The 12791-nt window shown below is 41.4% G+C and carries 13 protein-coding genes and 1 tRNA gene; 9 read left to right on the top strand and 5 right to left on the bottom strand.

Annotated elements, in window-relative coordinates:
* Window positions 1-3: 3 nt before the first annotated feature.
* Window positions 4-783, top strand: coding sequence for a pyrroline-5-carboxylate reductase (proC, locus tag HNQ43_RS08485; protein ID WP_183376785.1), 780 nt, complete (start codon window positions 4-6; stop codon window positions 781-783).
* 55 nt (window positions 784-838) lie between these two features.
* On the opposite strand, the gene HNQ43_RS08480 is transcribed toward proC, so the two are convergent.
* Genes HNQ43_RS08480 through HNQ43_RS08470 form a run of 3 tightly spaced genes read right to left on the bottom strand, consistent with a single transcriptional unit; the run spans window position 839 to window position 4301 of the window.
* Window positions 839-1840 (bottom strand): aspartate-semialdehyde dehydrogenase, encoded by a 1002-nt coding sequence (locus tag HNQ43_RS08480; protein WP_183376783.1) that lies wholly within the window; start codon window positions 1838-1840, stop codon window positions 839-841.
* Window positions 1828-3159, bottom strand: a complete 1332-nt coding sequence (locus tag HNQ43_RS08475) for an aspartate kinase (protein ID WP_183376773.1) — start codon at window positions 3157-3159, stop codon at window positions 1828-1830. The genes HNQ43_RS08480 and HNQ43_RS08475 overlap by 13 nt, the downstream gene beginning before the upstream one ends.
* Window positions 3160-3176: 17 nt before the next feature.
* On the bottom strand, window positions 3177-4301 hold the full coding sequence (locus tag HNQ43_RS08470) for a homoserine dehydrogenase (RefSeq protein ID WP_183376771.1): 1125 nt from the start codon (window positions 4299-4301) through the stop codon (window positions 3177-3179).
* Window positions 4302-4390: 89 nt separating this feature from the next.
* Here HNQ43_RS08470 and thrC point away from each other — a divergent pair, with 89 nt between their 5' ends.
* From thrC to HNQ43_RS08445, 5 genes are read left to right on the top strand one after another with little or no spacing between them, the layout of a single operon-like run.
* Window positions 4391-5860 carry a threonine synthase gene (gene thrC, locus HNQ43_RS08465; protein ID WP_183376769.1) on the top strand — a complete coding sequence of 490 codons (1470 nt, stop codon included), beginning with the start codon at window positions 4391-4393 and terminating at the stop codon, window positions 5858-5860.
* The gene (gene thrB / locus HNQ43_RS08460; RefSeq protein WP_183376767.1) at window positions 5857-6729 is read left to right on the top strand and encodes a homoserine kinase; all 873 of its coding nucleotides are present in this window, start codon (window positions 5857-5859) and stop codon (window positions 6727-6729) included. Before thrC ends, thrB begins: the two co-directional genes overlap by 4 nt.
* Window positions 6722-7156 (top strand): ACT domain-containing protein, encoded by a 435-nt coding sequence (locus tag HNQ43_RS08455; RefSeq protein WP_183376765.1) that lies wholly within the window; start codon window positions 6722-6724, stop codon window positions 7154-7156. Before thrB ends, HNQ43_RS08455 begins: the two co-directional genes overlap by 8 nt.
* Window positions 7143-7853 (top strand): TIGR01906 family membrane protein, encoded by a 711-nt coding sequence (locus HNQ43_RS08450; RefSeq protein WP_183376763.1) that lies wholly within the window; start codon window positions 7143-7145, stop codon window positions 7851-7853. The genes HNQ43_RS08455 and HNQ43_RS08450 overlap by 14 nt, the downstream gene beginning before the upstream one ends.
* The gene (locus HNQ43_RS08445; protein ID WP_183376761.1) at window positions 7834-8391 is read left to right on the top strand and encodes a Maf family protein; all 558 of its coding nucleotides are present in this window, start codon (window positions 7834-7836) and stop codon (window positions 8389-8391) included. The genes HNQ43_RS08450 and HNQ43_RS08445 overlap by 20 nt, the downstream gene beginning before the upstream one ends.
* A gap of 4 nt (window positions 8392-8395) precedes the next feature.
* On the opposite strand, the gene HNQ43_RS08440 is transcribed toward HNQ43_RS08445, so the two are convergent.
* Both HNQ43_RS08440 and HNQ43_RS08435 read right to left on the bottom strand, forming a co-directional pair.
* On the bottom strand, window positions 8396-9178 hold the full coding sequence (locus HNQ43_RS08440; protein WP_183376759.1) for a Cof-type HAD-IIB family hydrolase: 783 nt from the start codon (window positions 9176-9178) through the stop codon (window positions 8396-8398).
* 71 nt (window positions 9179-9249) lie between these two features.
* Window positions 9250-9323: transfer RNA gene (locus tag HNQ43_RS08435), tRNA-Thr, on the bottom strand.
* A gap of 171 nt (window positions 9324-9494) precedes the next feature.
* On the opposite strand from HNQ43_RS08435, the gene HNQ43_RS08430 reads away from it, so the two are divergent.
* The 3 genes from HNQ43_RS08430 (at window position 9495) to pepT (ending at window position 12683) form a co-directional block, all read left to right on the top strand.
* Window positions 9495-9779: an HU family DNA-binding protein gene (locus HNQ43_RS08430; RefSeq protein ID WP_183376757.1), complete on the top strand. Its 285-nt coding sequence runs from the start codon at window positions 9495-9497 to the stop codon at window positions 9777-9779.
* A 112-nt stretch (window positions 9780-9891) separates the two neighbouring features.
* Window positions 9892-11487, top strand: a complete 1596-nt coding sequence (locus HNQ43_RS08425; RefSeq protein WP_183376755.1) for a putative manganese-dependent inorganic diphosphatase — start codon at window positions 9892-9894, stop codon at window positions 11485-11487.
* The gene (pepT, locus tag HNQ43_RS08420) at window positions 11487-12683 is read left to right on the top strand and encodes a peptidase T (RefSeq protein WP_183376753.1); all 1197 of its coding nucleotides are present in this window, start codon (window positions 11487-11489) and stop codon (window positions 12681-12683) included. The genes HNQ43_RS08425 and pepT overlap by 1 nt, the downstream gene beginning before the upstream one ends.
* Window positions 12684-12791: the final 108 nt, after the last annotated feature.

Genomic DNA, 12791 nt, shown 5'->3' with positions numbered 1-12791 from the left:
GGTATGCGAATAGGATGTATAGGTTTTGGAAATATGGCACAAGCCATCGTACAAGGGTTGATCAAACAAGGAAAGATCGATCCTTCTATGATCTCAGTGTGTGCCGCCCATTATGAGCGTTGCCAACAAAATGCTAAAAAATATGGAGTTCAGGCGTACGAATCGTCTCATGAAGTGATTCAAAATTCGGATTGGATATTGTTGGCAGTCAAACCATACCAAATCTCAGCTGTGCTTGAGCCCATCAAAGAAGAACTCGTATCGAAGGTTGTAGTATCCATTGCGGCTGGTGTGTATTTTGAAGACTATGAGAAGATGCTGGTATCAGGAACGCATCATATTTCCAGCATTCCTAATACACCGGTGGCGATCGGGAAGGGGATCTTTGTCAGTGAATCGAAAAATTCTCTAGATGAGAATGAAGTAAAAGTATTTGAAGAAGTCTTTGGTTCTCTTGGCTTAGTAGAGTGGATCGAGACTTCGCATCTCTCGATTGCGGGAACGATTGCCGGCTGTGCTCCGGCTTATACGGCTATGTATTTAGAAGCACTGGGGGATGCCGGAGTCAAACATGGACTGACTCGTGCACAAGCTTATCGTTTAGCGGCCCAAATGATTGAAGGGACTGGTTCCTTGTATTTGGCACAGGGACAACATCCTGCCCAGATGAAAGATGCGGTTTGTTCTCCGGGTGGAACGACGATCAAAGGGGTAGCCAGTCTGGAAAAAAATGCATTTCGCGGGATCGTGATAGAAGCTATTGATTCAGTGGAAACAGATTAAGGTGGATTTCCACCTTTTTTTGCGCAAAAAAAAAGATATTTCCGAAGAAATACCTTTAGTTTTGATTTTGAATCAATGCCTGTAAGATCTGAACTGCATTGGTTGCAGCTCCTTTGCGAATCTGATCGCCGCAACAGAACAGGATCATAGAATGCCCAGTCGGATCGCTTGGATCTTTTCGTAAGCGACCGACAAATACCAAGTCCTGATCCGAAGTGTCAAGAGGCATCGGATATTGTTGATTCTGCGGATCATCGACAAGTTTGACACCTTCTGCACTTTCTAAGAGCTCTCGTGCTTTGTCGATGTTCACTGGTTGATCACATTCGATCGTAATGCTTTCGGAATGCGAGCGCAAGATGGGAACGCGCACACAAGTACAATTGACTAAAAGATTCGGATCATGCCAAATCTTTCGGCTTTCGTTTTGAAGTTTCCATTCTTCTTTCGAAATCCCGTTTTCATCAAAATCTCCGATTTGAGGAATTAGATTAAAAGCAATTGGATAAGGGAAAGCTGTAGAAGGAATCGAAGCGTCTTTTACTTGATTCTCTAAATCTTTTACCCCTTTTACACCAGCACCCGAAACGGCCTGATATGTTGATACGATCATGCGATGAATATGAAATTCCTGATGAAGTTGATTTAGAGCTACCAAGGCAATGATCGTAGCACAGTTTGGGTTCGCGATGATTCCCTGATGTTTCTGGATGTCCTCTGGATTGATTTCAGGAATCACCAGGGGGACATTGGGGTCTAAACGATAGGCACTTGAATTATCAATGACGACCGCATGATGTTTTTGTGCCCAAGGCATCCACTTTTTGGTGATATCGTTTTCGGTTGCTCCTAAGACGATATCGATATTTTCAAAACTCTCTTCTTTTAGTTCCTCGACCACTATTTCTTTTCCTTGAAAGGAGAATGTTTTTCCTGCGGAGCGATACGAGGCGAACAATCGGAGTTCACAATCGATCTTTCTTTCTTCTAAACATTGAAGCATCTGTTGGCCTACGGCTCCAGTAGCTCCTGCAATCGCAATCGTCAGTTTCGACATTCTTTTCCCTCCTTTGTGACAAAAGCTTCATAAATCGTACGAATCGTCTCTTGGAAATCTTCTTTTTTTACCGCGATCGTGATATTGATTTCGTCACTGCTTTGCGCAATCATACGGATGTTGATATTTTTGTCCCCTAAAGCTTTAAAGAGTTTTCCCGCAACGCCCGGGGAGTCCGACATGCTTTTACCAACCGTGGATATCAGAGCCAAGTTTTCTTCTGTATGGATCTCATCCGGCTTCAACTCATTTTTGATCCGGGCCAGGATCTCATATAGAGATTCTTGTACATCGCTTTTGTTGACAACGACACTAAAAGAGTCGATGCCGGAAGGGATGTGTTCTACGCTGACGTTATACATTTCTAGGATGGATAACAGCTTTCGGATATATCCGACTTCGCTGGACATATGTTTTTTGTAGACATAGATGGAAACGAAGCCTTCTTTTCCCGCAATTCCGGTAATCGCATAGGGGTTTTTGATTGCGGTTCTTTCTTGGATGATCGTCCCTTGTTCTTCGGGATGATTGGTATTCAAGATATGAATCGGGATATTGACTTCCTTAACGGGAAAGATTGCTTCTTCATGAAGGACACTGGCACCCATATAAGAAAGTTCACGCAGTTCTGAATAAGTAATATGCGTAATTTGTTTTGGATGATCCACGATTTTCGGATCCGCCATCAAAAATCCGCTGACATCGGTCCAGTTTTCATACATATCGGCGTTGAGACAACGAGCTAGGATCGATCCGGTGATATCACCGCCGCCGCGAGAAAAAACTTGAATTTGATTATTGGATGTCGAACCGTAAAAGCCCGGGAACACAAAGTTATCATATTGTGCCATTTTTGCCTGAAGTTTTTTGGCAGTCGCTTCCATATCGATGGTTTTATCCAGATGGAAACGAATGATTCCTTTCGCATCTACGAATTGATACCCGAGATATTCAGCCATGAGTTTGGCACAGAAATATTCCCCGCGAGAAACGATCTCTGCCTGAGTATACTGATTCAGATGGGTATAAAAAGTGTCCAATTCTTTTTCAATAGGCTGTTTTAATCCTAACTCTGTCTTGATGTCGACAAAACGTTGCCGGATCAAACGGTAAACATTGCTTGCATCTACATGATATTGCCGATGGGCATCTAGAAGATAGAGAAGATCAGTAATCTTGTTGTCGCTGGAGTTTCGTTTACCCGGAGCACTGACTACGACATATCGGCGCGAAGGGTCAGCTTCTACAATTTGTTTAACTTTTTGGAATTGTTTCGCATTGGCAACGCTGCTTCCTCCAAATTTAGTAATTTTTATCATATTCGATTCCTCGGTTTTTATTCGATCCAAAGCGCAATCATTGCTTCTGGATCCCAATTCTGGATCTGATCGATCAAAGAAGCATCCTTGTGCTGGAACCAGTAATACGATTCCTGATCATCGATCTTTTCCACTTTATCAGCTTGTTCATATCCGGCTTTGGCACGAACGATCCAATCCATCTTTAGAAGATCTTCCTGAATCTTCTTTTCCTGGTCTAAAACGATCATTCGTTCTCGACCCTCTATAGTATCAATGGCATTGGCCAGCATCGCTTGCGCTGTTGCCAGCTGTCCGGCTCCTTGTCCAAAGTATCCAAGATAATCAAAGCTGTCCGCAAAGATCAATTGAGCATTGTAGTTGTCGGGCACATTGGCTAAATAGTGTCCTTGATGTAAGAATGCCGGAGCAATGATACTGGCGAAGGCGCAGTCTTGTTGTTTTGAAACGGCGATATGTCGAATGACTTTTCCATTTTCTTTAGCGAGCTGAATGTCTGTTGTATTCAGACGAGTGATCCCAATCGGTTTTCGAAGAGTATCGTTTTTGGTGTTATAAGCTAACATGTTGGTAATATTTGTCTTATAAAAGACATCGATTCCTTCGATATCGTTAGTTGGATCCGCTTCGGCATAGCCCATGGATTGTGCTTGTTTGAGAGCGACCGACAGTTCCATACCGTTTTTTTGCATCTGATCCAAAATATAGTTTGAGGTACCGTTAAAGATTCCCTGGTATCCGCGAATCGGTTCTAATTTTTGAAGTTTTAGGATCGCATCTAAAAATGGAATACCGCCTGCCACACTGGCTTCGATTTGAATCGAACCGCCTGTTCGTTTGGCAATATCTACATAACGTTCCAAATTAGGGGAGACAGTAGCTTTGTTGGATGTGATAACATGTTTGCCATGTTCCAAAGCCAAGGTGATCAAGGTGTTTGATGGTTCCGTACCGCTAAGGCACTCGAAGACGATATCAATATCTTCGCGAGTGACCATCCCTTCTCCGTCATTTGAAAAATAGGGAAGATCTTCGTATTCTGGAAGGACGAAAACTTGTTTCAGATCCAGTTCCTTTACGTTCTTACAAAGAATTTCTACACCTTTTCCGACGGTGCCATATCCCAATAAAACTGCGTTCATAAGTTCCTCCTTGTTTAATTCAAGAAAACACTTGTTTTTAGAATGTGAACATTGTATCATATGGTATATGGTTTTTCAAGGAGGAATCTATGGAAAAATATTACGTTTCAACTCGCGATAAAAATAGAAAAATTTCCCCCAAAAAAGCAATTTTAGAGGGGATATCTCCAGAAGGCGGACTGTATGTATGGGATGATCTGGATACGATTTCTATCGATCTTGAGCAGATCTGCAAACAATCTTATCAAGAGAATGCGTTCACGATTCTTAGACCCCTTCTGATGGATTTTAGTGATGAAGAATTAAAAGAATGTATTGAAAAAGCATATACGAATTCTTTCTCTTCTTCCGATATTACACCGATTCGAAAAGTCGGAGATATCTATGTGCTTGAACTATTTCATGGGCCTACAAGTGCCTTTAAAGATGTTGCTTTAACGCTTTTGCCACAATTGATGAAGACGGCTTTAAAGAGCGAAGATGCAAAAGCAATGATCTTGACGGCCACCAGCGGGGATACCGGAAAAGCTGCATTGGAAGGTTTTAAAGATGTGGAAGACATTGGGATCTGTGTATTTTATCCGGACCAAAAAGTCTCTCAGATCCAATATCGTCAGATGGCAACACAAAAAGGAAACAATGTGAAGGTGTTTGCCGTCGAAGGAAACTTTGATGATGCCCAAAGCAAGGTTAAAGAATTATTTATGGATTTGGATCTGGAGAAAGAAGCTTCACAGAAGAATATTCTATTGACGAGTGCCAATTCGATCAATATTGGTCGTCTGGTTCCTCAGATCGTCTATTACTTTGAAAGCTATAAATACTTGGTGAATCACCATGTGATCCAGTTAGGGGATAAAGTGTCCTTTAGTGTTCCTACCGGAAACTTTGGAGATGTTTTGGCAGGATACTATGCGTATTTGATGGGACTGCCGGTTCAGCGCTTTTACGTCGCCAGCAATGCCAATCATGTACTTACGGACTTTTTACAAACCGGGATCTATGACCGCAATCGAGAATTTATCCAGACTATCTCTCCAAGCATGGATATCTTGATCAGCTCGAATTTAGAGCGCTTATTGTATTATATGTCTGGGAAAGACACAGATTTTGTGAATGCATGCATGAGCTCTTTACACCAGACAGGACGTTATCAAATTCCTCAAGAGATTTTGAATAAGATTCAGTCTTTGTTTGGCTGCGCTTATTTAGATGATGAACAGACAAAGCAGGGAATCCGTGAAGTATATAATAAGGAAGATGTCGTATTGGATCCTCATTCGGCTATTGGATATATGACGGCAAAACAGGCTGAAGAGCGTCCTGTTGTAAGTCTGGCTACGGCTTCTCCTTATAAGTTTTCACAAGATGTCTTAGAGGCTTTAGGAACATCTTGTCAAGAAGAATTGTCAGCCATGCATTCGCTTCAAAAAATCTGTACCGACCCGATTCCGCAAGGGCTGGCTCAATTAGAGACTTTGCCAATCTTACATAAAGAAGTGATTTCCATTTCACAAATGAAAGATGTGGTCAAACAAGCTATGGAGGATCTTCTATGATCATAGTGCATGTACCGGCAACCAGCGCTAATTGTTGTGTTGGGTTTGACAGTTTAGGCATGGCGCTTGACTGGTGGGCTACTTTTCGTTTTGAACCATCCGATGTTTTAAAAATCACGGGTTGTCCAAAAGAATATGCAGATAAGAATAATCTTGTTGTGCAAGCCTTTCAGAAAACTTGTCAGCATCTTCACCAAGAGATGCCGAATTTTCATTTAGATATCGATTCTGACATTCCTTTCAGTCGGGGACTGGGGTCTTCTTCTACCTGTGTTGTGGCAGGGATCTTAGCGTGTGATGCTTGGTTTGAAGCCCATATGAATAAGATGGAGATATTAAAAATTGCGACCGAAATCGAAGGTCATCCAGATAATGTTGCCCCTTGTATCTTCGGACAGGCAGTGACGAGTTTTATGGATCAGTTAGACCCTCGAATGATGATCGTGCCTTGCGCCTCCTATCATGGGTTGGCTATGATTCCTGATTATCCAATCGTGACCAATGAAGCTCGCAAGATCTTGCCTAAAACTTTGCCATATCAGGAGGCGGTCTCACAAGTGGGTCATGCTTTGTGCTTTATTCAGGCGTTGCAGGTAGGAAATGAGATGATTCTTGCGAAATCTTGCCAGGATTTTCTTCATGAGCCGTATCGAAAGAAACTGATTCCGGATTATGATAAGATTCATTCTATCTGTCAAGACTTGGAATTAGGAATGTGGATCTCTGGCAGTGGCAGTACGATGTTGGCTTTGTCTATGGATCTAGCACGATTAGAAAAGCTCAAACAAATGGTTGAACAAGAAAGCCCTCATATTCTGTGTCGAAAAGTTAGAGTGGCCAGTAAAGGAGCGTGGGTAGAAAATGAGTAAATTTTATGTCGTTTCCAGTGATATTCTTCCTGAAGTTCTAGAAAAAGTCATGGAAGCCCGGACTCTTTTGCAGTCTGGCAAGGCCAAACGGATCTCAGAAGCAGTCAAGGCGGTAGGAATCTCACGAGGAACTTATTATAAATATAAGGATGTGGTTTTTGCCGCCAGCCAGGAGCAGAATAATCGCAAAGCTGTCATTACTATGACTTTACGCAATGAAAAAGGGGCTTTATCTAAGGTCTCTTCTTTGATTTCTGCCAAACAAGTCAATATTTTAGCCATCAATCAAACTATTCCAATCAATGGAATTCATAATGTCAGTTTCACTTTAGATATCAGTGATTTAGAAAGCGATATTCAATCGTTTATGAAATTGATCGAAGAAATGGCTTTTGTGGATAAGGTGGATCTCGTTGCGGTGGAATAGTATCTTAGCTTTTGTCTGGGGTTGGCTGTTTTTGATCGTCTGTGTGGTCGGAAGTATTCATTCGGTTGCTTTGAATGAAAATTTTTATATTGCTCGTTATGAATCAATGGATCTGGCACAACAGCTCCATGTCTCTTCCGATGACCTGAATAGCAGCATTCGTTTGCTTTTGGATTATATCCGGGATGATACAGATTCTTTGGAGTCATCGATCACTGTGAGCGGGCAAAAACAGGAGACATTTAATGAGCGTGAAAAAAGCCATATGGTGGATGTCAAAGCTCTTTATCAGAACTGTATTCGAGTAGGGATTGCTTCTTTTACAGGGTTGTTGGGGCTTCTGTTCTATTTTGGTTTTGCGCAAAGAAAGAAAGCACTGGCGTTTTTAACAAAAGGCTTTCTGCAAGCTTGTGGATGTCTGTTGATTGTCTTTGCTCTTTTTGGGTTATGGATCTTGACTGATTTTACGGGGTTTTGGACGTGGTTTCATACGATCTTTTTCCAAAATCAGCTTTGGCTGCTGGATCCCGCTACAGACTTTATGATCAATATGTTGCCAGAAACGATCTTTTATCAGCTCGTTATTGCTTGTGTCGTAATGGTTTGTGTGCTCGTAGTGCCGGGAATCATTTTTTCGATCTATATTCAAAGAAAGAAAGCGCCGATAGGGTTTGATCATGAAAATCATATTAGCTAGTCAATCGCCACGAAGAAAAGAGATCTTAGAAAGTTTAGGGGTTTCGTTTGAAGTAGAAGCTTCGTGCACAGATGAATATTTTGATCCGACTTTGCCTTTGGACAAAGCTTTAAAAAATGTTGCTTATCAAAAGGCAAAAGCCATATTTGATCAGCATCCGGATGCTTGTGTAATTGGTGCTGATACCATTGTGGCTTTTGAAGGGAAGTTATATGGAAAACCAAAGGACTTGGAAGAAGCCCGTATGTTTTTGGAAAGCTTTAGCGGAAAGATCCAGCAGGTTATGACCGGCATCTGTATCTTGTATAAAGATAAAAAATATTGTCATGTGGATGTTACAGATGTTGTTTTTCGTCCCTTGTCTGATCAGGAAATTTCGGATTATCTCCAACATTTTAATGTGTTGGATAAAGCGGGAGCTTATGGGATACAGGACAGTGATTTTGTGACGGAAATTCGCGGCTCTTATACGAATGTCGTGGGATTAGGAAAAGAAAGCATGGAAAAGATGTTAAAAGAAATAGGCGGTCTAGAATGATCGCCTATTTTATGAGTTGGAAGTGTCGAAGGGCCTGATAAAGACCATCCTGGTCGATGTCATCGGTGACATGGTCTGCGATTTGTTTGACTTCCGGTTTGGCGTTACCCATGGCGACACTAATACCGGTCTCTTTAAACATGGGGATATCGTTAAAGGCATCACCGAAGGCCATAGTCTCTTCTTTTTTCAGACCATAATAATCGAGCGTTTTTTGGATGCCGGTGTCTTTTCCTCCAATCTTAGGCAATACATCGATGACATAATCTGTCCATCGATCGATCTTGATGTTTTTTGTTCTTGCAAACAGAACTTGTTCTTGTTGATGATTCAAATAGGGAGAGAGTTGATAAATATCATGACAAGCGGCTCTTTGTATGTCTTCCAATGCCGGAAGGGAAGTTCCTAATTTTTGATATTCTAAACGTACCCAGTCGGTATAAAAATTCATATACTGTCGATCTTTTTCTACAAAAACACAAGGATAGGGATCTTCTTGGATATGATCTAAGATCGCAAGTACGTCTTCTTTGGGCACCGGATTTGAATAGATCGTTTCATTTTGATTGAAACAATATTGTCCGTTCAAAGTAATATAGGCATCAAATGTGAATTCGTGGCAGAAATCAAATTCCTCGATTTCAGTGATATGGCGTCCGGTTGCGACAATGACTAGAATGCCTTGTTTTTGTAAAGAACGCAAGGCTTTTTTGGCAGAATGGGGAACGCTCATGGTTGAGTGAGACAAGATCGTTCCATCAAAATCAAAAAAAACGGCTTTGATCATCTTATACTCCTTAATACTATCTCATTTTATCAAAAAAAGACGATCTGGAATAGACCGTCTTAAATGTTGCGTGGTGCCTGCACGCGGAATTGAACCACGAGTTCATCCTTACCATGGATGTGTATTACCATTATACTATGCAGGCGCTCATTCATTGTGCCATTGAATCCAAAAAAAATCAATAAAAAATGATGTAAGTTCATCGATAAAACCATTATTTTGGTCACAAATCAGGCGGTGCTATCGAAAAAAGGAGGGTTATTGCATTTCTTAAAAGATAATGCTATGATTCTCTTCGTGAAAAGGAGGACATTTTATGTCAAATGTAGTAACAAAAAAGGACTTGGCTGAAAAATTGGCTGCTGAATGCAACTTGACTAAGAAAGATGCAACGACATATGTAAAATTCGTAGTAGACGAAGTTGTAGCGTCATTGACTAACAATGATACTGTTGATTTGAGCGGACTGGGGAAATTTACCATCACTGAACGCAAAGCTCGTAAAGGAATCAATCCTTTTACAAAAGAAGAAATTGATATCCCGGCTTCTAACGCTGTTCGTTTCAAACCAAGCAAGGCTTTGAAAGACGCTGTAAAGTAAAACCGGTTAGTTAGAGAGAAGAAGAGATTAGAGTAGGCAGAAAGCCTACTCTCTTTTGTTTTGGGTGATTTTTGATATAATGGTAAATATAGAGAAAAGAGGATGTATCATAATGACTTCACCCGTTTATATCATAGGGCATAAAAATCCGGATACGGATTCTATTTGTGCCGCTTTGGCACTCCAGGAGCTGAAACAAAAACAAGGGATTCATGCACTTGCGGGCCGAATCGGACATTTAAATCCGGAAACGAGTTATATCTTAAAAAAACTTGAGTTGGATCCCCCTTTGTACATGACAACGGCCAAGAATACGCTGGCGGAAATCGAGATCGATGAGGCCATCACGATGCCTCGTGATGAGACGTTGCGGCATGGATGGGATCTGTGTTTGGATAAAGCGAAAGCACTCTATATCGTAGATGAAAATGAAAACTATATTGGCATGGCTACCATTGGAGATATCTCCAAAGTCCAGATGCAGGATCTAAATATCACAAAGGATCTTTTGAAAGAAACACCATTGGAAAATATCGTAAAGTGTTTAAAAGGAAGCTTCATCTTAAAAGGAAATCTGCCGATGAGCGGGGAAGTCCGCATATCGGATAAAAAATTGATGGAACGTGATCTGGAAGGGGCCATCATGGTTTTGAGTGATCATGAGGACGATATGATCAAGAGTATGGCAAAAGGCTGTGCCGTGATTGTCATTGCTGAAAGTTTTGTCCCTAACGACTATATCATAGAGATGGCCAAGAAATATGGGGTCACTTTGATTTCGACCAATTACAATACCATGAAGATCATTCAAATGATTTACCGCAGCATCCCCATTGAATTGATCATGACACCGGCCAGCGAAATCACTTCTTTCAATCGTAATGAATTTTTATCCGATGTCGAACGGGAGATGCTGAAGTCTCGTCATTCCAGCTACCCTGTTTTAAATCAAGGCAAGATCGTTGGCTCTGTGGCTCGATATCATGTATTGAAGGCCGAAAAAAAGCAGTTTATCCTGGTAGACCATAATGAGAAGAAACAATCGATCAACGATATTGACAGTGCGGATATCGTAGAGATCATCGATCATCACCGCATTGGGGATATTGAAACGGATCATCCTATCGTTTTTCGTAACATGATCGTAGGAAGTTCTTGTACGATCATCGGTTTGATGTTTCGCGAATTGGGAGTGGAAATGTCTTCCAATGCCGCTAAACTGATTGCTTATGGAATTATCAGTGATACGATGAATTTTCATTCTCCAACGTGTACGATGGTTGATAAAGAGCTGGCATCCTGGATAGGGAAAACGCATCATTTGGATTTTGATGCGATGGCGACAGATTTGTTCTCGAATACGGCTACGATCCAAGATAAAAGCTTTGATACGATCTTGCACCGGGATTCTAAAGAATATACGCTTTCCGGGAAACGAATTGCCATTTCTCAAGTCTTCATCTTTGATTTGGATGTTGTAGATCAAATCAAGGAAGATTTCTTGAAATACATGGAACAAGAAAACAAAGTGCGTCATTTAGATCTTCTATTGATGGTCTTTACCAATGTGGAAGGAAAAGGCAGCCGTTTCTTATATGTGGGAAAATTGGCGCATCAAGTAGAAAAGGTCGTGCAGTCCTTTACAGAGAATGGATATGTTTCGCGTAAAAAACAAATAGTACCGCGCTTAGCTCAGGAGTTGGCATAATGAAGGTACAAGAACGCTTTTTGCATTATGTTTCTTTTGATACACAATCCGATGCATCCAGCCATACGACTCCCAGTACAAAAAAACAACTGGTCCTCGCAAACGAGCTGGTCAGAGAATGTCAGAAAATGGGATTTGATGAAGTGGTTTTAAGTGAGTATGGGATTGTCTATGCGACTTTATACGCTAATGATCCTGCTTATCCTTCGCTGGGATTTTGTGCCCATATGGATACGGCCAGTGAATTGAGCGGAGCAAATATTTCGCCTTGGATTCTGTCTGGTTACGATGGTCGCGATATTGTTTATCCGGATGGTTCTGTCTGTTCGCCAAAAGAGTATCCGTCTTTGTTACGGTGCATAGGAGATGATTTGATCTTAACGGATGGCACAACTTTGCTTGGCGGTGATGATAAAGCAGGAATTGCGATCATTATGACAGCCGTCGAAGAAATGATTCGTTCGGGTAAAAAACACGGGAAAATCGTTGTGGCTTTTACGCCCGATGAAGAGATCGGACGTGGGGTCGATCATTTTGATTTGTCTCAATTTATGGTTGATTATGCTTATACTGTTGATGGCTCTCGAATTGATTCTGTGGACTATGAGAACTTTAATGCGGCTATGGCACAAATCACGATTCGAGGAACGAGCATTCATCCGGGGGATGCCAAAGATAAGATGGTCAATGCCTCTTTGCTGGCCAGTGAATGGATCCAGAAAATGCCAAAAAAACAAACGCCTGCTCATACTGAGAATCGGCAGGGATTTTACCATTTGTTGGAAATGAATGGAACTTGCGAAAAGGCAACGCTGACTTATTTGCTTCGTCATCATGATCAAAGGAAGTTTTTAGCCCAAAAAGATTTTATGCACGCGCTTTGCGAAAAGATGAATCAACAATATCCGGGGCGTTTTACGATTCATATCCAAGATCAATATCTAAATATGAAAGATTTGATGAAGGATAAAAAAGCAGTGCGGCGTGCAAAAAAAGCGATTAAAGCCAATGGACTAGAACCAGTTTCGATTCCGACTCGTGGCGGAACGGACGGGGCTATGTTGACTGAAAAAGGTTGTACTTGCCCTAATTTGGGGACTGGTTCATATAATCATCATGGCCGGTTTGAATTCTGCAGTATTCAGCAGATGGAAAAGATGGTCAACATCGTTCAGTTTTTGATCGAGCTGTCCTAGCGACAGCTTTTTTGGGTAACCAAATAATTTAGGGGTTTCCGTCCGGAATTTAGGGGACAATCTAGGGGGCTGATGTTTCTTGAAGTTGTTTCCAGACCCCTAAATTGA

It is taken from the genome of Faecalicoccus acidiformans (genome assembly GCF_014202635.1).
GTDB classification, from domain to species: Bacteria; Bacillota_I; Bacilli_A; order Erysipelotrichales; family Erysipelotrichaceae; genus Faecalicoccus; species Faecalicoccus acidiformans.
The sequence above is the reverse complement of the archived record's forward strand: the minus strand, read 5'-3'. Positions and strand labels throughout refer to the sequence as shown.